The following is a 22,712-nucleotide window of genomic DNA, read 5'->3' on the forward strand; positions in this document are numbered from 1 at the left end:
GGCGCTTACTCCCTGGCGGCGTCGACCCAGCGCGCCAGCGGCTTGTCGGTATTGGCCAGGAACCAGGTGGTGGCGGCCATGACGGCCACATGGCGGCGCAGGTTCTCCGGATCGACCTTGTCGAGCGTATCGGCCGCCGAATGGTGGTAGTGGAAGTAGTTGGCGGTGTCGAGCAGCGGCGAGAAGCTCGGCACGCCGGCCTGTTCGAGTTCGTGCAGGTCGCCCGTACTGAGCGCATCGGCGCGCTGAAAAGCGCCGGCGCCCATCGGTTCGAGCGCCGCCTGCAAGGGCGCGAACTGCGCCACGTCGCGCGCGCGCACGCTGGCGCGCAAGCCGAACGGACGGCCGGCGCCGCTGTCGCTCTCGATGGCGGCGATCTGCTTGCCCAGCGCCGCCTTGTGCGCCTCGTAATAGGCCTGCGCACCGCGCCCGCCGTTTTCTTCGTTGGCCCAGGCGATCACGCGGATCGTGCGGCGCGGCCGGTAGTCGAGCTTTTTCAGCGTCTCGATCACCGCCATCGCGCTGGCCACGCCGGTGCCGTCGTCGTTGGCGCCGGTGGCCAGGTCCCACGAATCGAGGTGGCCCGAGACGATCACGATTTCGTCGGCCTTGTCGGTGCCGGGCAAGTCGGCAATGACATTGAAACTGTCGGCGTCGGGCAGGATTTGCGGGGGCAGCGTCAGGCGCATGGACAAGGGACCGCGCGCGGCCAGGCGCACCATCAGCATCGCGTCTTCGGCGCTGACGGCGGCCGCCGGAATGCGCGCGCCGTCGCGCATGCCGCTGTTGCCGGTGTGCGGCAGACGGAAGTCGGCCCCGCCGACCGAGCGCACCAGCGCCGCCGCCGCGCCCATCTCGGCCGCCATGCGCGGCCCGCCGACGCGGTATTTCGAGCCCTGGCGGTAGGCTTGCGACGCCTGGCCGCGCTCGGCCATGCCCTGGTCGAAGGCGACGTCGAACAGCACGATGCGTCCCTTCACCTCGGCGCCGCGCGCCTTGAGTTCATCGAAGCTGCGCACCACGATCACCGGCGCCACCAGCCCGGCCGCCGGGGTGGCCGACGAGCCGCCCAGGGCGGTGAGCACCACGCGCTGGGTCACGCCGGCCGGACGCCCGCGATAGTCCACCAGTTCGCCCTTCTCTTCGCCGCGCACCCAGTGCGGCACCTTGACCGGTTGCAGCGTGACGGTCGCGCCCAGCTTGCGCATGGCGTCGGCCACCTGGGTCACAGCGGCGGCGGCGCCGGCCGATCCGGACAGGCGCGGGCCGATCAGGTCCGTCATGTCGGCCAGGCGCTCGTAGGCCCAGTCGCTTTTGAGCGCGGTGTCGCGGATGTTCGCCAGCGCGGCGGGGTCGTTGCCGGGAGCGGCGGCAAACGCGTTGGCGCCGATCATGCTGGCGGCGAGAAGGGACAACACAGGCTGATGGTACGTGCGTGACATGCGGTCAATCCTTGAAGATGGCGGAGGGATTCCAACGATAGCGCATTTGCGCCATCCGTGCCGGAGGACGTCGCGGCCAAGGTTCGACGGACCATCAAGCGGCCACCAGGCGCACCCGCGTGATCTCGGACGGCGCTCCGAAGCGCTTGGGCGGTCCCCAGTAGCCGGTGCCGCGGCTGGTGTAGACCCACAGATCGCGCATGCGGTTCAGGCCTGCGGTAAACGGCTGCTGCAAGGGTACAAACAGGTTCCACGGGAAGAACTGGCCGCCGTGCGTATGGCCCGACAGTTGCAGGTGGAAGCCGGCGTCCGCCGCCGCCGGGGCGCTGCGCGGCTGGTGCGCCAGCAGGATGCGTACTGTCACATGATCGGGCGCGCCGGCCGCCGCCGCGCGCGGATTGCTGCGATGCGATTCGTTGAAGTGGTGGGCGGTGAAGTCGGTCACGCCGGCGATCATCAGGGCCGCGTCGCCGCGCTCGCACACGACGTGCTGGTTCATCAGCACCGTCAGGCCGAGACGGCGCATCTCGGCGATCCATTCGTCGGCGCCGGAATAGTATTCGTGGTTGCCGGTGACGAAAAAGGCGCCGTCGCGGGCCGCCAGACGCGCCAGCGGCTCGGTGTGCAAGCGCAGGCGCCGCACGCTGCCGTCGACCGTGTCGCCGGTAATGGCGATGGCGTCGGGTTTGAGCGCATTGACTTTGGTGACGATGGCGTTCAGGTAGCCGCGCTTGATGGTCGGCCCCACGTGCAGGTCGGAGATCTGGACGATCGAGTAGCCGTGCAGCGCGGCCGGCAGGCCGGCGATCGGCACCTCCACCTCGACCACGCGCGCCACCCTGCGGGCGTTGACCAGTCCAATCAGGGTCACGCCCAGCGCCACCAGCGGCACCGCAATCGCCGTGCCCCGCACCACCGCCGCGCCGGCGGCGCCGAACACGGTCAGCGCCAGCAGCGCCACGTCGCGCAGCACGGTGAGCACCAGCAGCGATGAAAAGAAACCCATGGTCAGCATGCCGGCCCACGCCAGCTGGTCGGACCAGCGCCAGCGCTTGAAACGCACCGACAGCAAACCGGCGGGCATCAGCAAGGTCGACGCGGCCAGCAGCGCGACGGCCACGGCCACGCCCAGCGGCCCGGGATCGATGGCCGGCACCAGCCGCAAGCCTATATAGAGATGTAACATTGACAGAAGTGCCAGGACGATGAAGACGGCGCGCGCAGGCATGGGCAGGTCCGGAAAAGAGGGTAACCGGTCCCAGATGGGGCGGCGCCAGCCTTACGCAAGGGGGAAGATGGCACCGCCACAAGGCGCCCCGAGTGACGCCTGCGTTTATCTGCGTCAAACACGGGGCACAGAGGTCAACGCCGATAAGTTAAGCGGTTTTATGACCACAAACGTCAAAACCGTCTTTCCCGCGAAGGCGGGAATCGAAGGCACCGTCGCTCACCAAAGATGCCTTGGATTCCCGCCTTCGCGGGAAAGACGGAGCATAAGTTAGCGGCATTAGGGCACAGAGGTGGATTTTTGCGTTTGGCCCCGGAAAAGCGCATCATGGGCCAAGCAACAGGAGACCAGGATGAAACCGAAACCCCTCGCCAAACTGGAATTTGTCGTTATCTCACCACCTCTGAAGAATGGGCTTGGCACTGCGGATGTCCAAAACGCCTATCCTCGAGTGCTTGGCGGCGGGGCGATCAGGCAGCTGAATTTGCCGGTCCAGTTCCTCTCTGCCCTTACCAAGAAGCACCCGCCGGAAACAGTCGTGGAGCCATCAAACATGGCGGAAGTCAGGGCAGAATTAACCAAGCGGAAGTCAGAAATTGGTTAAGTTCAATGTGACTGAGTAAACGGGCTTTTTAGGCTCACTTCAGTGAGGATGGTTTACCTGCCTTGTTACACTGTTCCCGTATTTGTAAGTTTATGTATAAAGAATGGAGTTCCCATGAAGCCGGGATATAGTGGAGTCATGCCCCAGCGCTTGCGTGATCATCCCGATCTCGGTTGAGGCCAAAGGAAACGCTATGTTGAATACTAAATTTGCTGGTGCGGTGATCCTGGCCGCAGCGGCCATCTCCTCCACCGCAATGGCTAGCGACCGAGGTGTCAATACGGCAATCGGCGCCGTCGCCGGCGCAGCCATTGGCCACAGCACGGGATCGCGCAACGGCGCGCTGGTAGGCGGCGTGCTCGGTGCGGTGGTCGGCAATTCGGTCAGCACCCGCGACCGCGACAACAACCGCGGCTACTACGACAACCGTTACGACAATCGCTACGAAACCCGCTACGAAGAGCGCCGTTACGAGCGTCCGTACCGTGAACCGGCACGCGTGTATGTCGAGTCGCGCAGCTATTACCAGCCTGCCCCGGTGTATTACGCACCGCCGCCACGCTACTACGGCCCGCCGGCGGTCGTGTATGTTGAACGCGGCCGCGGACACCGCCATCACGGCTACGGCCATGGGCGCGGCCACGGACGTGGTCATGGATACGGATACGGCCGCTAATCACCGTCAGCTTACCTGCTTTGCCTTGGCACGAGACTCTCGTGCCTTTTTTCGTATACACCCCTCCTTTTCCCACCTCCCTCCGCTATGGCTTGCTGACGGCACGTGCCGGCGCCTCTTGGGGGAAGCATGGAAACAGCGGACGCGATCATCGCACTTGGCGCGGGCCGGTACCGCCTGTGCGGCCAGTTGGGCGGCTCCGCCTACGGCGTGGTGTGGCGCGCCATGGGGCCGGCCGGCGAGGTGGCGCTCAAGCTGGTCAACCGCGAACAGATGGCGCGCGCCCATCCCCTGCAACAGGAGCGCTGGATCGCCAGCGCCCGCAACGAAATCGCCTTCCTGCAGTCGCTCGCGCCCTGGGACGAGCGCCATGTGGTGCGCCTGCTCGACAGCGGCGAACACAATGGCCTGCCCGTCATGGCGCTCGAACTGCTCGACACCGACCTTGGCCGCCACATCGCCATCGAACGCGATGCCGGGCGCCCGCTCACCAACACGCAGCTGCTCGACTGGCTCGGGCAGATCAACCAGGCGCTGGCCAAGGTCCATCAGTATGGCTGGTCGTACCTGGACCTGAAACCGGCCAATGTGCTGCTCTCGCGCCGGCACGGCAGCGTCAAGCTGGCCGACTTCGGCACCAGCCGCCTGCTGGCCGACGGCCAGGCCAGCACCTACGCCGGCACCGCCAGCTGGCAGGCCCCGGAACAGTTCTTCCCGGATGCCGCCGGCGGCTACGATACCGACACCCGCACCGATTACTTTGCCCTCGGGGCGCTGTTCTACTATCTGGTCACCGGTGGTTTGCCGCTGCGCTTTTGCGGCGACTGCGGCCAGGCCTACCGCGAACACCGTGGCGACGGCGCTGCCATGCTGCTGGCACGCCACGGCAACCGCCCTCCTCCCACCCTGCACGACGATGAAGCGACGCATTTCGCGCGCGCCTTCGGCAATCAGGCACACGCCGGCACCTGGACGCCGGACAGCGTCTCGCACGGCGGCGGCGCGGCCGAAGCGCTGCTCCTGCTGCGCGCCCTGCTCCATGCCGACCGCGCGCAGCGCCCGTGCCACGCCATGCAGATCAGCCGCATGATCGGCGCCATCCGCGCCGCCTTGCCTGCGAGCGAGCGGCCATGAAGCACCTTGCGGACCGTTCGCCCGGTTTCATCCTGACCGCCGCCCTGCTCGCGCTCCTGTGCCTGTTGCAGCTGGTGTGCCTGTGGCGCGCGCCGCCGGCCTGGTCGCCGGAGCGTATCTCGGTGACGCTGCGCCCGGGCGAGTCGATCACGCTGGGCGACGCCGAACTGGCGGCGCCGCAAGCCGACAACGCCCATCTGGCCGTGCGCCGCGCCGCCGACGGCAGATGGTGGGCCGGCAACGTCAGCGCCGCCAAGCAGGTGCTGCTGCAACGTGACGGCATGGACCGCCGCATGGGGTCTAGTGCGCTGCGCCCCGGCCAGTCGTTCCGCATCGGCGCAGCGCGCTTCGATGTCACTGACGCCAGCGCGCGCCAAGTCGACTTCGCCGGCCCCGGCGCGCAGTGGCGCTACGACGGCGCCACCCTGTACCGCGACGACAGCGCCCAGCCGGCATGCCCCGACGCGGGTGTCGCCGCGCGCGTCATCGCGCTGTGGAACCGCGCCATGCCGCAGGCGCTGACGGCGGCGCGTCCGCTCACCTTCGGCGGCAATCTGTACTGCGGCAACCGGCTCGGCATCGCGTATGTGGAAGGCGCCAGCGCCGCCATCGCGCGCACCAGGGATGGCCTGCTGCTCTCGGGCGCAGCCGAGCGCGCACCGCTGATGATGTCGTCAAGCGCCGGCCAGGTCGACCTGGCGCGCCGCGCGGAACCGCTGGCCGGCGTGCAAACACTGGTCGCCGGCCGCACCCGGCTCGGCGTGCAGGTCGACGACGGCGTGCTGCACCTGCTGCCGCTGCGCCATGTTGCGCTGTACGCCGACGCCGAGGCGCTGCTGCCGGCGCAGGTGGCGTGGCAATGGAAAAAACGCGGCATCTGGACCCTGCCGGCCGGGCATGCCTGGTCGGTCGCGCTGGGCCTGTGCGTGTTGCTGGCCGTGGCGGCGGGCGCGAACTGGCAGCGCGGCGCATGGCCGTTTACACGCACTACAACCCGCGCAGTGCGCGCGGCGGCGGGCGCCAGCGCGCTGCTGGTCATCGCCGGGGTGGCCGCGCTGCTGTTCCAGCGTTCGGGCGGCGCACCGGGGGTCGGCTGGTCGATGCTGCTGGCCTGGGCCGCGCTGTGGGGCTGCCTGCTGGTACCGGCGCGCCTGACATTGGCCACCGCCGCTGGCGTGCTGCTGCTGGCGGTGGGCTTGCTGGCGCAGCTCGAACTGGGCTTCGGCGGCGCCGAATCGGCCGCGCTGCGCCACTTCCAGAAGTCGGTGGCGCTGCTGGCGATCGGCCTTGGCATCGGCGCGCACCTGCGCCTGCGCGTGCGCGCCGCCGCGCCGGCCCTGCCGCAGACCGCCCTCGAATGGGTGCTTGCCCTGTTCGCGCTGGCGGCGCTCGGCGCGCTCCTGATGCAGGTGGTCTTCGGCGATGAAACCGGCGTGTTCGACTTGCAGCCGGTCGAATTTGCCAAGCTGGCCCTGACCGCGCTGACCGCGCACTGCCTCGCCATCGGCCTTGGCTGGCACGCGGACATGCCGGAGCAATCGAGTCCCGCGCAGCGCTGGCTGCGCCTGGCCGCGCCGGTGCTGCTGTTCGCCGCGCTGCTCGGGCTGGCCCTGGTCCAGGTGGACGATTATTCACCCCTGATCCTGTTGCTGGTGTGGTGCATGGCGATGGCCCTGGCCTGGTCGCTCGCCACCCGCACCCATGTTGCCACCGCCGCCCTGTTCGGCGTGGCCTGCCTGGCCGCCGGCAGCATCGCCTGGCTGCGCAGCGCCGGCGTGGCCGAAGTGGCGCAGTGGGGCTTTTATGCCGACCGCTTCCTGGTGTGGCTCGACCCGGCCCAGCATCCGCATACCGGCCAGCAGTTGCTGCTGGCCGCGCGCGCCATAGCCGAAGGCGCGTGGTGGGGCGCAGACAGCCGGCTCGGCCTGGGCGCCATGGGCCAGATCGGCGGCAGCGCGCTGCATATTCCGGCGGTGCAGGACGACTTTGCACCCTCCTTCTTCTTGAACCGCCATGGTTTACTGGGCGCACTGGCGCTGTGGGCGCTGCAAGCGCTGTTCCTGGTCGGCCTGATGCAAACGGCGGCGCGCTGTTTCGGGGCCAGCGAGCAGACGCGCGACTTTCGCCAGGCCTGGCTGTGGCGCTTCCGCTGCTTCGCCCTGTGCGGCGGCGCGGCGTTCGTGCTGGGCCACTTTTTGCTGTCATGGGGGACCAACCTGGCGATCTTCCCGATCATGGGCCAGCCCATGAGTTTTCTGTCGGCCGGCGGCAGCCATCTGCTGTTTTTCATCTGCCCCCTGCTAGCGTTCAGTGCAATCAGTGCGCAATCATTCGAGGAGAATCAAGCATGCCGGTCTACGTCCAACATGAAGTCCTGGGCAAGGTGAACGATGTGTTCAACGCCGAAACCCTGTGGCAGGCGCCCGGCCTGGCGCTGTTCTCGCGCCGCCCGCTGCTGCGCGACCTGCTGGAGCGCTCCCCGCGCGAGCATCGCGGGCGCGCTCCCACGCGCTGCTTCTCGCACATCACCCTGATGCTGGCGCAGGACGAAGTCGACGACGACCGCCACCTGACGCGCGGCGCCCGCGTGCGCGACCTGGCGCAGTCGCTCACGGCCCTGCACCAGAAGGATTTCGGCGACCTGCTCGGCAGCGACGACGTGCGCTACGACGTGGTCGGCACCGATGCGCTGGAACCGGGCCAGGTGGAGGTCAAGTTCGGTCATGCGGTCTACCTCCCGGCCGCCGGCGAACAGCCTTTGTATACAGTGGAAACCTCGCGCGACAGCGCCGTCTGGCAAGCGGTGTGCCCGATCTACCCGCAACAGCGCCTGGCGCTGATCGGCCACGACGCCGACGTGGCCAGCCATGCGGTACCAAGCTGGCCGTTCGGTACCGCCGGTGCCATTTTGCTCATTAACGATGGTCCCGACGCCCCGATCGAGGTGCAGGTGCGGCCCAAGGGCGCGTTCGACTGCGCGCTCGACGCCCTCAGCGGCCAGTACGTCGTCACCGCCAAGGGCGATCCGGCCGCGCGCCTGCTGATGCGCGTGCGGCGCGCAGGTTCGGTTCCCATCCCCGCTGCGTCAGCCAAGCCGGCCGCCGTGTGGAAGCCGCGCGCTCCCGCCGGCATCGACAGCGGCGACACCGCCGTGCCCTTCAGCCACCGTCCGGCCGCGGCGCCAATCGAAAGCGACGCCACCTACGCGCCGCTGGCGCAGCAGCGGGTCAGCCTGGTCGGCCTGGCGCTCCCCTGCCTCTCGCGCTACCGCGACACCGGCGCGGTGTCGATGGAAATCGCCCTGGCCCCATCTCTGATGCTGGCCGGCGACGGCGAGGCGGCGGCGCTGACCTTCGGCGTGAATGCGGACGACCAGCTGTATGCCCTGACCAGCGCCGGGCGCCAGCCGGTTGCCGCACCCGCCACCTTCACGCCGGTCGACGCGCGCACGGTCGACCTGCTGGCGGTCGCCCCGGCCATGGCCGACCGCTACTGCGCCGTGCTGCGCCTGCCGCACCCGGTTGCCGCGCCGGTCGCCAGCGGTGCGCGCTTTGCCTTCGGGCGCAGCGCGCCGATGCTGGCCGCGCTGCGCGTGCTCGATTCGCCGCGCTTCCTGCGCCTTGTGAGCGGCGCGGACAGCGCCAGCGCCGACCGCATCGGCCTGTCGCGCAGCGCCTTCAGCTTCGAGGCGGGGCCGAACGGTTACCTGATCGGGCGCCTTTCGGCCACCCAGGCGCTGTATCACCTCGACGACAAGCTGGCCTTCGTGGCCAGCATCGGCGAAGCGAGCGCCGAGCAGCCGTACCTGCTGCCCGCCGGCCACCATCTGGTGGCGGGCCACTACGTGCTGCGTTTCGACGCGTAAGGAGCCTGCCATGCCAAGCGCGAACTACCTTACGGTGCTGGCCTACGCGACGGGCCTGATCGCCACCCTGGTGCTGGCGGCCTGGCTGACGCCGGCGCGCTGGTGGCGCCGGCCGAACCTGCGCGCGGCCGGCATCCTGGTGGCCGGCACCTGGGGGCTGGGCGCCCTGCTGCTGTCGCCGCTGCCGGCGGCCAGTCCGGTCATGGCCGCAACGGCGCTGCCGCCGCATGCGGGCATCAGCTACACGGTATTCGACGACCTGAACCTGCGTGCGGACAAAGGCATCGGCGCGCCGCGCATCGCGGTGGCGCCGGCAGGGACGGTGGTGACCACGACCGGCCTGCGCGACGGCGACTGGTGGCAGGTCAGCGCGCGCATCGACGGCAAGGAGGTACGCGGCTGGTCGAGCAGCCTGTGGCTGCGGCGCGCCGAGGAAGCGCGGCGCTGACCGTTCTCAGGCCGGGCGCTGCATCGGGTTGAAATACAGGCCATTCACGCACTGCATCGGCGCGGTGCGCTGGAAGCCCATGGCCTGGTAGACCGGCAGCGCGTAGTTGGAGGCGTTGACGGTAAAGCTGCCGTCGCCGCCGGCCACAATCGCCTGGCGCCGCGCCACGTCCCACATGGCGCGCGCGATGCCGCGTCCATGGAATTTTTTGGCCACGAACATGTGATACAGATGCTGGCGCTCGCGCACCGCGATAAACCCGGCCAGTTCGCCATCCACCTCGGCGACGTGATAGGCATGCCCCAGGCGCAAAAAGCCCAGGAATCCTTCTTCGTCATTGTCGCGCAGGAAGGTGGCGGCCGCTTCCGGCGGCGATGCGTGAACGATGAACTCGATGGCCAGCGCACGGAACATGGCGGCAACGGCCGTAACATCGCTGTGCTCGATAGGACGAATATGCATTCTCGGCATGGGAAGGTTGGCAGTACGCCCATTGTGCACGTTTGGACGCGAATGTGCAGGTCATTTGCGCCCGCATGTTGACGCACGGCACGAACGCGCTTTAGACTGGAGCGATCATGCCTAAACCGAGCCTGTCCGTACCGCTGCCGGCGCCGTCGCTGCGGCCCAAGGTGCCCTTGTCCAAGCCGCTGCGCCACGCGCGCTACCGGCAACTGTGGACCGCCAACCTGATATCGAACCTCGGTACCTGGACCCAGACCTTCGCCTCGGCCTGGCTGATTACCCTTGTGGCAAGTTCGGCTTCGACCGCGAGCCTGGTGCAGACCGCCAGCTACATCCCCATTTTTTTGTTCGCCCTGTTCGCCGGCGTGATTGCCGACGCCGTCGACCGGCCCAAATTCTTGTTCTTCTGCAATCTGTTCATGGCCCTGTGCGCCTGCGCCATGGCGGCGCTGGCCATCAGTGGCCGGATCTCGACCGCGCCCGTGCTGGCCTTGACCTTCTGCATGGGCGCCGGCGCGGCCTTCATGTGGCCAGCCTGGCAAGCGTCGATGTCGGGCCTGGTCGAGCCGGACGAGGTGGAAGCGGCCGCCACCCTGAACAACCTCAGCTACAACGTGGCGGCCATCCTCGGACCGGCGCTGGGCGGGCTGCTGTTCAACTGGGTCGGGGCCGGCGCGCTGTTCCTGGTCAATGCCCTGTCCTTCGTCGGCTTGCTGACGGTGTACTGGTCGTGGTGGCGCGACGGCGTGCCCGAGCCGCGCCCCAGGGTCGATTTTGCCAGCAGCCTCAAGCTCGGTGTCAGCACCGCGTTCGGCTGCGCGCGCTACCGCCGCATCCTGTTGAATGTATGTACGGTGTTCTTCTCGACCATTGCATTCGCGGCCTTGCTGCCGGTGTTCGTCAAGCACGTGCTGCACATGGATTCGAGCGTGTTCGGCATCCTGATGGGCAGCCTGGGCGCGGGCGCGGTGTTGGGCGCCTTCCTGCTGCCGTCGCTGCGTTGCCGTATCGGCAAGACGCGTTTGCTGAGCGCGTCGCTGCTGGTCTATGGCGCCATGCTGTGCCTGCTGCCCTTCATCCGCTCGCTGGCCTTGCTGGTGCCGCTCATCGTCGCGGCCGGCATGGCGTGGTCGGCCACCGTCTCGACCCTGAACGCGGCGGCGCAGCTGGCTTTTCCGGCAAGCATACGCGCGCGCACCCTGTCGATCTACCTGTTCGTGATGGCCGGCGGCTACACCGTGGGCAGCATGGTCTGGGGCGCGCTGGCCGACAAGCTGGGCGTGCAGGCGGCCCTGGCCGCCGCCGGCGCCTGCGTGATCGTCAACGCCATCGCACTCGCGACAGGAAAGCGGGAAACATCCATCTGATCATCGTTTTGGCGCGGCAGCTTTTCCGCTACCCTGTCAGGATTGCCAAACACGACGGCCACGCCCGATGACAACAGCAGCTCCCAGCCTCGATTTTGGCCCCTATCTCGATGTGTCGGTGCATTCCAGCGCCGGCGCCGACGCGCCGCAGCGCCTGGAGAACCAGGATAACTACCTGGTCATCGACCGCACCGGCAGCGCGGTGTTCCTGTACGAGCAGGCCGGGCAGCGCCAGCAGGTGCCCGGCTGGCCGTCGGGACACATGCGCGTGGCGGTGCTCGACGGCATGGGCGGCCACGGCCGCGGGCGCGAGGCGGCCGAAGCGGTCGTGGGCGGCTTGCTGGACATGCCGGCCTGCAACACGCTGAGCGAGCTGTCGGCCCGGCTCGACCTGCTGCACGCCCAGTTGCAGGACTATTTCGGCTGCGATCCGGTGTCCGGCAAACGGCCCGGCACCACCCTGACCATGCTCGAACTGCGCCCCGGCAAGCCGGCCTTGCTGTACCACGTGGGCGATTCGCGCCTGTACGAAATTGTCGATGCGCAAGTTACCCCGATGACCATCGACCACGTTCCGGCCACCGCCTTCGCGATGGGCGGCTTGCTGGGCGAGCACGAGTGGTGGCAGCAGGTGCATGGCGAGCATCGCTGCCAGATCTCGCAGGCTTTCATCCTGGGCAATGCGTTCGCCAATCCGGCCGAGCTGGCCGATGGGCTGTTTGAACTGTCTCCACGCAACTTGCCGTCCTATCTGTACCACTTGCCGGACCGGCGCGCGCTGGAACTCGATCCGCGCGCGGTCTACCTGCTGGCCAGCGACGGTTTCTGGGCCTGCGCCGACCCGGGCGCCTGGCTGGCCCGCTGGCCGGGGCTGTTCAAGTCGCAGCCCAGCGCGCGCGCCATGACCGAGGCCCTGTTTGCCGAAATGACAAGCAATCCCCCGCCCGAGCTGCATATCGACAATCTGACCGCCATCGTGCTGCGGCCGCTGGTCCACGATGAGACGGCGGCGCCGATAGCAAGCCAACAACGTTGCGGCGGAGAGCCTTAATGACTCGGCAAGATGTTGTTTCGAAACACAAATATTGTTGTTAGGCACAGACGTTTGGCGTGCCACACTTCAAGAAAAGCGCGTAAGCTTTGATACTCACGAACGGCGAATATTGCTATGAGAAAATGCAACAACCCCTTGCATCCGCATTGCACCTTCTGGGTCATGCCAGGGGAAACTGCATGCGCGAATGGCCATGGCCAGTCCGCCGTACCGGCTGCGGCCGTGCCCGCGACAGCGCCGGCCAATTCCAGCTACGAACTGATCAGCGCCCTGCGCAGCGCGCGCCCGAGCGCCAGGCCAGAGGCGGCGCCGTTCAGCTACCCGGACGAGGCGCCGCCAGCCTTGCAGCGTCCGCACCTGCACATCAGCGGCTTCGACCCGCGCGCCGCCGGCGGACGCCAGGCCATCAAGGTCGAGCTGCGCGGCATGCCGCCCGACAGTGCGCCGCTGGTCACCATGCAATTACAGTCGGCATTGATCGCGCAGGGCAACGCGCGCCACTCCTTCGTACGTACCCTGCGCGGCGACTGGCGGCCGCTGTTCATCGAATTTTCCTCGCGCGACAAGGAACACGGGCAATACCGCATCGAGGTTGAGCTGTTCAATCTGCAAGATGGGCGGATCCGCCATAAATGGGTGTGCACCCTGGTCATCCTGGTACCGCGTCCCGATGCCACTCTGACCGACATCCACCAGACTTTCCTGTCGACCCACAAAAACGTGCGCGTCATGGCGGATGACGCTTCCATCGCCCGGGTGAACGCCCAGGCCGGCGGCGGGCGGCTCGATATCGACGTGCATGCGCGCAACGCCTCGATCGCCAATTTGAATCTGGACGCCAAGCCGGGCAAGGTCGACATGGGCTTTTCGACCATTGCCTGGGACGAAGACCTGATCGAGATCGACGTGCCGGCGCATGCCGAACCGCATCCGCACCCGACCGCCTGCGCCTGCCTGGTCAATGCGGCGCCCGAGGCCGGGTCGCAGCGCCAGGTACGGCTGTTTGCGATGCCGGAGTGCGTGCTCGGCCGGTTCGAACTGTACGATCCCGACGCCGACGTGCTGTTGACCCACTTTGGCGAAGACGGCCAGGACCGCGACGGCCTCACGCGCCGCCTGTCGGGGCGCCACGCGGTGATCCGGCGCGGCATGAACGGGTTCGAGATCGAAGATGTGTCGCGTTACGGCATCCTGCTCGACGGTGTGTGGCCGGGCAAGAACAAGCCGGTACCGCTGCGCTTGGGGATGCGCATCGAGCTGTCGGCCAGCATCAAGGGGATTGTGGTGCTGAATGTGACGGCGGTGATGCCGCACGGGGTGATCGTGCACCGCATCGACCAGGGTGCGCACGCCGAGTGTTTTTACTTTTTGGAGCCGGGCAAGCATCCGGGCTTCCCGCTGGCGCCGTTTGGCGCCGCGCCGAGGGCGGCTATGATGCCGGTTCTGTATCACCAGAATGGCGGTTTCTGGCATCTGGATCCGGACACCGGAAAAGAAACGGCGCTCAGCCCGGGTGCGCCGCTGGACCGGCTGGCACAGTTTCCGCGTCATACGCGCTTTGCCAGCGAGTCATATCCGGAATGCTGGATCGTGCGCACGGCATTGAAATCGACGCATGCGGCGGTGGAGATGCATACGGCTTGATCCAGGCTTCCGGCAGTCGAGCCGTCGCCCCGCCTGCTCGGTGGCTGCGACGGTGTGCAGGCGAATTGCGCACGACAAGCGCATTGCTTGCCTCATTGGCAACAACCTCGTACACTGAGCCATCCCGCGTCCGGTGTCTGCCAGGAGCAGACCTGCGCTCAATTACAAAGGTCATCAATGATGGAATCCAAACAACTTACGGGACTTGCTGTGTCAAGTGCCTTGCCTGTCCCTCAGGTTGGACGAACTGAGCCGACGCTGCCAATCGATGCAAAACAAAAGTACTTTGTCGGCATGTTTTCGGGCGTGTTCCCGTCGATAGAAAGTGCCATCAGTGATGCGCGTCTGCCGCCTGAAACCATGGCAATGGGCGAGTGGCCGGCACTGCCGGGATCGTCGAAAATTTTGGCGTTCAAAGTTCCGCCGGGAACAATCGATGATGAGAATGACGTAGCCATCCTAATCATCGAGCCACTCGCCGACGGGAAGGTGATTTTATGGTCAAGTGGTACCGATCTGACACGCGAGCAGCGCGAGGAGGCGGAAGACGACGTCGTCAATTTTCTTGAGATTACCGGTGGCGAATACAAAATTTTCGAACGGCTGTGATCACTGGTCTGCTGGAGTACGTTGATAGGTTTTATCTGTAGTAGCTCAAACTTCATCTGACAAATTGCGTCAGACCGCCGGCGGGTTTCGCCCCAAGGCGGACGTTCAGGGGCTGCTCGGGTGTATTTCCGCAAAGGAGGCGCACCTGCATCAAAACAGCGTCCATATGAGGACGCTTACACAACTTCTCTGATCGAAAACACATTCGCAAAAGCACGCGTCGCGAGCTCTTGATCTTTGATCATGCCGTGAAGAACATGATGGTCACTGATCACAAGGCCGGACTCGAGGCTTGAAAAAATTTTCCAGAGCGAGCGCCAGTCTCGGGCATTCCCACCGCCAGCTTTGGCTGCATCCTCGCGCAGATCGCCGTTGAGTTCGGCACAACGCCCCCTTAGCTGACAAAATACCTCGTCCCCAGGCGTTAGTCGCTCCTCAAGGGAATGGTAGCCCTCATCAAGCCCAAGCTCTTCGATCTCATCAAATTCGTCGGAACCGTACCTTGGCAGATCGATTCCCAACGATCCTTTCAATCGGAGGCACTTCATTTCCGAAAAGATGTTGTCAGGCTGCGGGGCGGGCATGCGATGTCTAATAAGTTCATCAGACGCGCCCGGGAAGTAAAAAGTGGAGGCGCTAAGGGCCTCCTCATCTGCAAACACGTATAGCATTCCGCTCGGTGGCAGCCCAAGGCTAGTGCTCCAGACCAAATCAGCGAGGCATACCTGAAAGACAAAGACCATCCCTTCAAGGCGATCGAGCCATGAGCAGTTTATAGGGATATCTGGATCGCCGCCAAACCGACTAGTCCCCAATGTTGCGTAGGTTTCCTCGCCTGCTGACATTAGATCCACCCGTGTGTAAGCAGCGCGCTTGATGGTCTCCGTGACAGCATGTAATTCGTGTTGACCAATCAGGGAGTCCAGCAGTTCTGCTTGGGTTTCGATAAGCATTATCTTATTCCTAAGGGTGACGAAGGCGCGCGACCGGCCGCTTTTGGCCGAAAGCGGCCTGTGGAAGACTCCAACTCATCTGACAGTAGCTGTCAGAAAAAGTCTGAGTTACAACATTTTATCAAGCGCTCCAAGGGGCGATTAATAAGCGCGTACCGGCGCTATGTCTACAACTTGGCCTCGTTCTTTTATGCGCCGTAACTGCGCCGCCTGATACGCCCCGAACACATCGTTAAACAGGCAGCGGATCAGCGGGTCATCCACCAGTTCCGCATCGCACAAATCGGCCTCGGTCTCCTGGTCGAACAGCGCATCGTTGATCCGCATATACATCGAGGTCAGCGCCTCGCCCAATTCCAGCGCCGCATACAGCCTGGCGAGCGGCACTTCGGTCGTCCACGACAATGCATCCGGCACGCCGGCAATCATCTCGATGTGATCGCCCTCGATCCGGTAATGAAAATGCGTGCCCTCCCCCGCATGATCGAATACCGATAAGCGCCATACGCGCGGTTTGTCGAAAAAACTCTCTTCCGGCAGTTCCATGCCGCGATATTTTTCAAGCAGGCCCGTGGCGCAATAATCCATTACCCGCGCATGCCGGGCCGCCGTCAGGGCTGGAAAATGGCGCGCAATATCGGCCGTGCGTGGCGGCGTAGCATGGCCCTGGTACTGGTAATCGACATCCTGTTCACCGACCGGCACTACCCAGCTCAATGGCGGCGCGGCGCGCAGGCAATCGCGCTCCAGCACAAACGACACCGAAGGGTTCATGCGCACGACCTGCGCATCCGGCAAAGCCGCCCCGACTTCATCGTGGAACTGGCGGTAGGTGATCGGGAAAAACGCATGGTTATACCAGGACCACGGCTCCTGCACGAACTGGCAGGAACTGGGCACCACATAGCGCGGCTTGAGCGCGGCCAGCTGTTCGATCCATTCTTCCGGCAACTGCGGCGGCGCGGGCGCGGCGCGCGAGGGCGACAAGACTTCGATCTCGCGCATGGTCTGGAACGGCCACAGCACCATATCCCAAGGGGCAAAGCGCGCCAGCGACGGCAGCATCTTCGGATCGATCCACGAATCGACGACATTGAGCACATTCAGGCCGGCCGCCTGCACGTGGAACATGGAGTCCACATCCGCATCCATGGCCTCGCGCGGAATCACCGCGATGGCGCCGACCTGCACCGGCACGTCGATGCGCAGCTGGTGCACATCGGTGAATCCCAACTCGCGCACCATCTCGAACAATTCCTCGAACAGGCAGTAGAGGTAGATCGGCGTGGCGCGGTCGAGCAAGTCGAGGCTGTCGAACGAACAGTGGTCGTCGTGGAAGTGAGAAATGAAAACAGCGTCGAAACGCACGTCACGGAACTGCGCATGGTCGAAGCGGACGTCGGGAAAGGCGTGGCAATTGCGGCTGAACGGGTTTTCGACCACGGGATCGAAAGCGATGCGCGTGCCGTCGCATTCGAACACGTAACCGGCGTGGAGAATCCTGGATATTTTGAGCGTCATGGCGGCCATTATCTCATGCGGCAGGCGCCCTGAAATGCCTGACCGGGCCGTGGATCGCCTATCATGGCGGTATTGACCGGGCATCCCGGTGGCTCAATTTCTGCAAGTGGACACATCATGACGATCATCGAACTCCCGTTTCGGGCGACAACCGAACAATCCTGCGCGTGGATGGAACAGCAAACCGGCACGCCGTGGACCCTGGCGCGGCTGCTGGAAAACGCGCTCACGCCCTATGTGTGGCTCAATTACGACGCCAATCACGCCGATCTGTTCGGCGACGCCAATGGCGGTTATGCGGCGCCGATCTTCCTGGAAGCCGATACCGCGCGCCTGGCGGCCGGCAGCGAGGATGTGCTGATCACGATCACCAAGGACGCCTATAAAATCGTGGCCCAGCTGCCGGCGCCGGGTTTCCGGCGCGAGCTGCACGAGCTGCGCTTTCTCAAAAAGGAGCTCGAACGCCTGGTCGCCAAGCTCAAACGCGATGCGCAGCCGAAGCCGGAGCCGGAGCCGGTCGAAACGGCTAGCGAGGCGCGCGTCGGCATCAGCAAGGATGAAGTGATGGCCGCATTCGGGACCATGCTGCGGATCGATATGAACAAGGCGCTCGATGACGCCGGCGGCATTTTCGGCGATGAAGGTGCGCGCATCAAGGGAAGTGCGCGCAAATCGAAAAAGCAGGCCATGTGGAATCCGGTGACGCTTGCCCTGGGAATGAACGATGCATACCGCGTGCCGATTTCGCAACTCAAACGTGCATTCCAGGCGCACGATTTCCTCTATCCGTGGCGGGGGCAATGGAATGAGTCGCTTGCCCTGCTCGGCAAGTAAGTTAAACTACGCCCCTTACACTCCAGTTCCGAATCTATGACCACCAAAAAACAGCCTCCGGCTAAACGCGCGCCCGAGGAACCAGCCGGCCGTCCTGAAAACCCGTTCATCAGTACCGAGTTTTTCTCGCGGATGCGCGATTACACCGAACGCGATGCGGCCTTTTCCAAGGAAATCAAGGCGATCGGCGACCGTGGCGCCGGCAAGCTGTCGACCGATGCGCGCACGGCGCCGTCGCTCGAACCGCTGCGCGGCGTGATCAAAAAAGGCTTGCCGCTCAAGGACATGTTCGGCCGCATCGTGCAGGGCGTGGAATCGGGCCTGTGGGAGCCGTGGCTGACGTCTTTCGGCTTCGAACTGCGCGGCGTCAATTACGCCAAGACCGGCCCGCGCAATGCGCGCCTGGCGCTCGATATCAGCCTGGCGTCGAAAGCGACCACGGTGTTTGCCAATGCCGGCATTCCCAACTGGCGCAGCCTGGTGGCGGAAGATTGCGCCCAGGTCCAGATTGAAAAGCCGACCGAAAAGACCCCGGCCAAGGCATACGCCATTTTCTGGCTCGACGGCGCAGATTGACAGTTCTCATGAAAACCATGTCACACCACGACACCCGCGCCCCGCGCAAGCCGGAGCGCATCATCGTTGCGGCATTGCTGGGCCTGTTGGCGGCGATCGGGCCAAGCAGCGCACTGGCCGATCAGCATACCGCCAGGACCAATTTTTTTGCCAACATGCAAAAAGCGGGCGTGACGTTTGCGGACGTGACTCCGGCCACCGCCCAGATGGTGCCGACGCACGTGAAAGGCATGTATGGCATTTTCACGCCGGCCGGAAAAATGATTTCCCTCACCAACGATGCGGGGACACTCACCACCAAAGGCGGCGGCTTGAGCAGTGTCGGGCTGCAAGCCGGCAAACCAATTCGCTTAACGCCCCTGCAAGTGAATGAAGTGCGCGCCGAAGTCATGGCCAATCTCGATTTCGACAAAATGATCAAGATAAGCTACGGCAATGGCGGCGGGCGCAAGATCCTGATGTTTTCGGCGATCGATTGTCCGGGCTGCCGAATGCTGGAAAAAGACCTGGCCAAGGCCGCGTCAAGCCTGAACACGACCTTTTACCTGGTGCCCTCCTCCTTGTGGGGAAGCGATCCCGCAGCCGTGCCGGCGCTGGAAAAGGTGGCCAAGATCCGCTGCGACGCCGAGCCGGCCCTGGCATGGCAGACGTTCTGGGTGAAGCGCACCTTGCCGGCGCCGAAAGCGTGCGCTCTCACGCCGCAACAGGTGGAACGCGATTTTTCCTTGCTGTTTTACATCATGGACACCGTAAAAGCCATCAAACCCGTCGTGCCCATGCTGGTGGCCGAGGACGGCAAATGGATTCGCCTGTTCCGCGACATGAGTCCAACGGCGCTTGCGGCGGCCTTCGCCGCGGAGCGCAAACCGAACGTGGCGCCGCCAACGACACAATGGCTGGCTGGGGCGTCGGCCGGCAGCAAGCCGGCCTTGCCGGTGCAGCCGGCCAAGGCCAGGTAAGACAGGCAAGACGGCCACGATGATGGCAAGCGCCCCGCCCTTGCCGCTTACTTCATCGTGAACGTTTGCTGCGCAGTGTCGACAGCGTAGTTCTTCGCCACGTCCCAGTACGTGAAACTGTACTTGACCACGTCGCCTGCCTTCAGTCCGCCGGCGGCGTAGGTGTTGTTGCCGGCATCCTGGCGCATGCGGATGTTTTGCTGGCCGCCGGAATTGACCGTGTAATGCACGTCGGCCCAGCTCGATGAACGCACCGCGAACTGCAGCGTGGTCGGGCCGGTCTGAGTGGCGCTGACCGAGATTGGCGTCGGGGTTGGTGTCGGGGTTGGCGTCGGCGTCGGCGTCGGCGTGGGAGTCGGGGTAGGCGTCAGCGGTCCAATCGCAGAGCGCGCGTGAGACGGCGGGGGCGTGGGCGGGGTCGGGGCCGGCCCCGCCCCCGGCGGCGGGGCCGGGCGCGGCGGCGGGGGCGGGGTCGGCGTCGGCGTCGGCGTCGGCGTCGGCGTCGGCGTCGGCGTTGGCGTTGGCGTCGGCGTACCCGACTCCCACACAATATCGTCAATCGCCATCTGGAACGGCGCCGTCGGCAATTGCGTCGCTTCGCTCGAAAACTGGAACAGGTCCAGCATCGACTGCAACGCCACTTTCGGCCCGACCAGGGTCGATACCGGAATCGTCGCCGTGGCCCATTCACCATTACGCACCAGGCCATAGGTGGTTGCATTGGCCGGGAACTTGACCGCATTCTGGTTCGTGTAGGTATCCTGGATACTCACATTGAACGCCACATTGGCCGGCATCTTGATGCGGAATTTCAGGTTGCCGTTCCTGAAATTGCTCATATCGTGCGCCTGGCGCGATTGCACGCTGCCGCCGAACCACTGGTTCGGCGCGGTGTAGTTCAAGGCCATGACATTGCTGCCCTCGAACGGCGCGATGTTACCGGCCGACATGGACGCGTTATTCCACACGAAGACATCGGAACTGGTGCCGGCCACCTGCTTGTTATTGACCGCGGTGGTATCGGTGAAGACACCGAATTTGCCCACTTCCGGCGTCGACTGGCTGCCCAGCTTGACCGATCCCTTGCCGTCGAGCTGATACACGCGCACATAATCGACGTACATGGTGCCCGGCAGCGGCGCGGTGACTTGTCCGGGCGAAGCGGCATCGGTAAAGTTACCGCCCACGGCCATGTTCAGCAGCAGGTAGAACGGTGCCTGCAGCGCGCTCGAATTGACCGCCAGCGGGTTGTCGTACAAATTGTGTTCGACGCCGTTATCGACGACCGTGAAGCGCATCTGCGATTCAGTCCAGTAAAAACGATAGGTGACGAAGCGGTTCGCCATCGAGGTCGGCGCGATATACCAGTTCTTGGTTTGCCACGCGGTCGACGCGGCGCAGCTTTCGTTACCCGGCACGCAGGCCGCCTGCTGATACGTGATGACGTTCGAGCCGACGAAGTTATCGATGCCCGCCCCGCCGGAACGATACGAGGCGCGATGGCCCATCTCGAGAATATCGATCTCGCCGTTGCGCGGCCAGGTTTGCGGGCTCGAACCGAGCAGCCATCCGGCCGGCCACAAGCCGGTGCCGAGCGGCGGCGTGCTCACGCGCATTTCGATCATGCCGTACTGCACCTGCACCTTGCCGGCGGATGTGATTTTGCCGGAAGTAAAGGAGTTGCTGCCAACCGTCTGGCGCTGGGCCTTGATCGCCAGCGCGCGCGAGTTGGACTCGAACGGCACGTTGACGATCGACAGATTGTTGGGGCTGTAGTACTGCAATTCCTGGTTGCCGTAGCCGCACAGGTTGATCTGGCAACCGTTGCCGTCGTCCGGCGTCCAGAACGAGGTATTGAGGCTGGGACCGTTGAACTCTTCCGACCACAGCAGCTGGCCGATGACGGGATTGGTCACGCTGGCGTGCGCCCCGGCGCCGTAGATGGCGAAAATGCCGCCCGCGATTGCCGACAGCACGAATTTGCGCTTTGCCTGAATGTTATTTTGATTTTTCACAATGTCTCCTGAAAACTACTCTTCATAAACGCGGCGCCGGGGCCAAACGCTGTGGAAAGCTTTCCACCCTCAGCGGCACCGCACTGTGCCTGATGGCGCATGCTGCGTGGAGCCTGTTGAATTATTGGAGCGAGGAAACAACCCGTTCCACTTGTTATGGAAACGATTCCAACTCAGGCAGGTGGAATATATGCTGCTTGAATTTTGATGTCAAGATAAAAAGAGTTTGCTGTTGCGCAGGGCGGACGCAGGCGTGCGCGCGCCTACCAGCGCGACGCGTGGTCCTCGGTCACGCCGGCCAGCCGGGTCACGGCGCGGCGCGGCGCATCCGCACGCGCCCTCACCCATCCCGAAAACGTGCCGATCGGCTGCACGTAGCGGCTCGCCGCCACCAGCAGGTTCTTGTCTTCGCGGCGGCACCCTTCCGGCGTGAAATGCAGGTCGAGCAAACCGTCGTCGGTGAACACATGCCACGGCGCCATCGGATCGTGTTCGTTGAAGGCGAAGGTGGCCGCGCCGAGGCCGATCAATTGCCCGTCCAGCCACAAGGCGTTCTCGTGCGCGCCGAAGTAGCCCGCCTGCAAGTTGAAGCCGAGCGCCAGGCTGTGCGCCGAGGCCCAGCGCCACGCCGTCTCGCGCGCCAGCAAGCCGTTGGAATAGTCGAAGCTGGCTACCCCGCCGTCGAGCGCGTAGACTTGCGAGCCGACCCGCACGCTGCCGCTCAGCGCCAGGCCGGATGATTTCTGCGTCGCATGCACCGCCCCGCCGCGCACCGGCCCGACGGCCAGCAACAAGGGCGCGCCCGGTGCTGCGAAGGCGGCATCGATCTCCAGGCCCTTGCGGCGCAGCGACAGCGCGCTTGCCGACATGGCGATGCGGCTGGCGCCGAAGCGGAAAACGCTGTCCCCGCCCGCATGAGCGGCCAGGCGCGCCGTCAGGCCCGGCACGCCATCGCGCGAGAAGCCGGCCACCACCTCGCGCCGCGTGCGCTCGAACACGTAGGCAAAAGCCGTGTTGGTCCAGCCGACATCGACGATGGCGATGCCGCAGAACAGTTGATCGGTGGCGAGCGCGGTGTAATGCCAGCGCTTGTGGTGAAAGCGCCGCCACCAGCGGCTGCGCGCGTACGGCGCGGCCAGGGCAGACCAGTCGAAGCGCGTGGTCGCGCCGGCAAAGCGGCCGACGGAGGGATTGCCGTCCGGACCGGGAACGGTGGAAGGCGCGGCGGAAAGTGGCGTCATCGCAGTAGCAAAGTGAGCGGCGGGCGCCCAGCCTAGCAGATGCGGTCCCGCAACGGCAAACTAAAAACGACAAGGCC

The 22,712-nt window shown here is 65.1% G+C and carries 20 protein-coding genes; 13 read left to right on the forward strand and 7 right to left on the reverse strand.

What is annotated here, in order from left to right:
- Nucleotides 1–5: 5 nt before the first annotated feature.
- Nucleotides 6–1,442, reverse strand: a complete 1,437-nt coding sequence (locus F2P45_RS00235; protein ID WP_166869773.1) for a M20/M25/M40 family metallo-hydrolase — start codon at nucleotides 1,440–1,442, stop codon at nucleotides 6–8.
- A 94-nt stretch (nucleotides 1,443–1,536) separates the two neighbouring features.
- Nucleotides 1,537–2,670 (reverse strand): metallophosphoesterase, encoded by a 1,134-nt coding sequence (locus tag F2P45_RS00240; RefSeq protein ID WP_166869774.1) that lies wholly within the window; start codon nucleotides 2,668–2,670, stop codon nucleotides 1,537–1,539.
- Between the two features lie 352 nt (nucleotides 2,671–3,022).
- On the opposite strand from F2P45_RS00240, the gene F2P45_RS00245 reads away from it, so the two are divergent.
- The 6 genes from F2P45_RS00245 to F2P45_RS00270 all read left to right on the forward strand — a co-directional run bounded on the left by F2P45_RS00245 (nucleotide 3,023) and on the right by F2P45_RS00270 (nucleotide 9,397).
- The gene (locus F2P45_RS00245; protein ID WP_166869775.1) at nucleotides 3,023–3,274 is read left to right on the forward strand and encodes a hypothetical protein; all 252 of its coding nucleotides are present in this window, start codon (nucleotides 3,023–3,025) and stop codon (nucleotides 3,272–3,274) included.
- A 193-nt stretch (nucleotides 3,275–3,467) separates the two neighbouring features.
- Nucleotides 3,468–3,950, forward strand: coding sequence for a YMGG-like glycine zipper-containing protein (locus tag F2P45_RS00250; protein WP_166869776.1), 483 nt, complete (start codon nucleotides 3,468–3,470; stop codon nucleotides 3,948–3,950).
- Between the two features lie 129 nt (nucleotides 3,951–4,079).
- On the forward strand, nucleotides 4,080–5,084 hold the full coding sequence (locus F2P45_RS00255; RefSeq protein ID WP_166869777.1) for a serine/threonine-protein kinase: 1,005 nt from the start codon (nucleotides 4,080–4,082) through the stop codon (nucleotides 5,082–5,084).
- Entirely contained in the window at nucleotides 5,081–7,471 is a 2,391-nt protein-coding gene (locus F2P45_RS00260; protein WP_166869778.1) for an FtsW/RodA/SpoVE family cell cycle protein, read from the forward strand. Before F2P45_RS00255 ends, F2P45_RS00260 begins: the two co-directional genes overlap by 4 nt.
- Entirely contained in the window at nucleotides 7,432–8,949 is a 1,518-nt protein-coding gene (locus F2P45_RS00265; protein ID WP_166869779.1) for a hypothetical protein, read from the forward strand. Before F2P45_RS00260 ends, F2P45_RS00265 begins: the two co-directional genes overlap by 40 nt.
- Before the next feature lie 10 nt (nucleotides 8,950–8,959).
- Complete coding sequence (locus F2P45_RS00270; RefSeq protein WP_166869780.1) at nucleotides 8,960–9,397, forward strand: SH3 domain-containing protein; 438 nt, start codon at nucleotides 8,960–8,962, stop codon at nucleotides 9,395–9,397.
- A gap of 6 nt (nucleotides 9,398–9,403) precedes the next feature.
- Here F2P45_RS00270 and F2P45_RS00275 read toward each other — a convergent pair whose 3' ends face one another.
- Nucleotides 9,404–9,859 carry a GNAT family N-acetyltransferase gene (locus F2P45_RS00275; RefSeq protein WP_166869781.1) on the reverse strand — a complete coding sequence of 152 codons (456 nt, stop codon included), beginning with the start codon at nucleotides 9,857–9,859 and terminating at the stop codon, nucleotides 9,404–9,406.
- Nucleotides 9,860–9,975: 116 nt separating this feature from the next.
- Here F2P45_RS00275 and F2P45_RS00280 point away from each other — a divergent pair, with 116 nt between their 5' ends.
- The 4 genes from F2P45_RS00280 (at nucleotide 9,976) to F2P45_RS00295 (ending at nucleotide 14,536) form a co-directional block, all read left to right on the forward strand.
- Complete coding sequence (locus tag F2P45_RS00280) at nucleotides 9,976–11,229, forward strand: MFS transporter (protein WP_166869782.1); 1,254 nt, start codon at nucleotides 9,976–9,978, stop codon at nucleotides 11,227–11,229.
- Nucleotides 11,230–11,296: 67 nt separating this feature from the next.
- Complete coding sequence (locus tag F2P45_RS00285; protein WP_166869783.1) at nucleotides 11,297–12,280, forward strand: PP2C family protein-serine/threonine phosphatase; 984 nt, start codon at nucleotides 11,297–11,299, stop codon at nucleotides 12,278–12,280.
- A gap of 225 nt (nucleotides 12,281–12,505) precedes the next feature.
- On the forward strand, nucleotides 12,506–13,927 hold the full coding sequence (locus tag F2P45_RS00290; protein WP_370663190.1) for an FHA domain-containing protein: 1,422 nt from the start codon (nucleotides 12,506–12,508) through the stop codon (nucleotides 13,925–13,927).
- Between the two features lie 177 nt (nucleotides 13,928–14,104).
- Entirely contained in the window at nucleotides 14,105–14,536 is a 432-nt protein-coding gene (locus tag F2P45_RS00295; RefSeq protein ID WP_166869785.1) for a hypothetical protein, read from the forward strand.
- 176 nt (nucleotides 14,537–14,712) lie between these two features.
- On the opposite strand, the gene F2P45_RS00300 is transcribed toward F2P45_RS00295, so the two are convergent.
- Together F2P45_RS00300 and F2P45_RS00305 are read right to left on the reverse strand one after the other, a co-directional pair.
- Nucleotides 14,713–15,489, reverse strand: a complete 777-nt coding sequence (locus F2P45_RS00300; protein ID WP_166869786.1) for a DUF1963 domain-containing protein — start codon at nucleotides 15,487–15,489, stop codon at nucleotides 14,713–14,715.
- 141 nt (nucleotides 15,490–15,630) lie between these two features.
- On the reverse strand, nucleotides 15,631–17,010 hold the full coding sequence (locus F2P45_RS00305; protein WP_166869787.1) for an MBL fold metallo-hydrolase: 1,380 nt from the start codon (nucleotides 17,008–17,010) through the stop codon (nucleotides 15,631–15,633).
- Between the two features lie 117 nt (nucleotides 17,011–17,127).
- Between F2P45_RS00305 and F2P45_RS00310 the strand changes: the two genes are divergently transcribed.
- Genes F2P45_RS00310 through F2P45_RS00320 form a run of 3 tightly spaced genes read left to right on the forward strand, consistent with a single transcriptional unit; the run spans nucleotide 17,128 to nucleotide 19,379 of the window.
- On the forward strand, nucleotides 17,128–17,844 hold the full coding sequence (locus F2P45_RS00310; protein ID WP_166869788.1) for a hypothetical protein: 717 nt from the start codon (nucleotides 17,128–17,130) through the stop codon (nucleotides 17,842–17,844).
- A gap of 36 nt (nucleotides 17,845–17,880) precedes the next feature.
- Nucleotides 17,881–18,420 carry a hypothetical protein gene (locus F2P45_RS00315; RefSeq protein ID WP_166869789.1) on the forward strand — a complete coding sequence of 180 codons (540 nt, stop codon included), beginning with the start codon at nucleotides 17,881–17,883 and terminating at the stop codon, nucleotides 18,418–18,420.
- Between the two features lie 8 nt (nucleotides 18,421–18,428).
- The gene (locus F2P45_RS00320) at nucleotides 18,429–19,379 is read left to right on the forward strand and encodes a thioredoxin domain-containing protein (protein WP_166869790.1); all 951 of its coding nucleotides are present in this window, start codon (nucleotides 18,429–18,431) and stop codon (nucleotides 19,377–19,379) included.
- Nucleotides 19,380–19,426: 47 nt separating this feature from the next.
- Here the strand turns inward: F2P45_RS00320 and F2P45_RS00325 are convergent, their stop codons facing one another.
- A complete protein-coding gene (locus F2P45_RS00325; protein ID WP_370663191.1) occupies nucleotides 19,427–21,394 on the reverse strand; it encodes a glycoside hydrolase family 16 protein in 1,968 nt (655 codons plus the stop codon).
- Nucleotides 21,395–21,657: 263 nt separating this feature from the next.
- A complete protein-coding gene (locus F2P45_RS00330; RefSeq protein WP_166869791.1) occupies nucleotides 21,658–22,635 on the reverse strand; it encodes a DUF2804 domain-containing protein in 978 nt (325 codons plus the stop codon).
- Nucleotides 22,636–22,712 lie beyond the last annotated feature (77 nt).

This window comes from Massilia mucilaginosa, assembly GCF_011682145.1.
Classification (GTDB): domain Bacteria; phylum Pseudomonadota; class Gammaproteobacteria; order Burkholderiales; family Burkholderiaceae_D; genus Telluria_A; species Telluria_A mucilaginosa.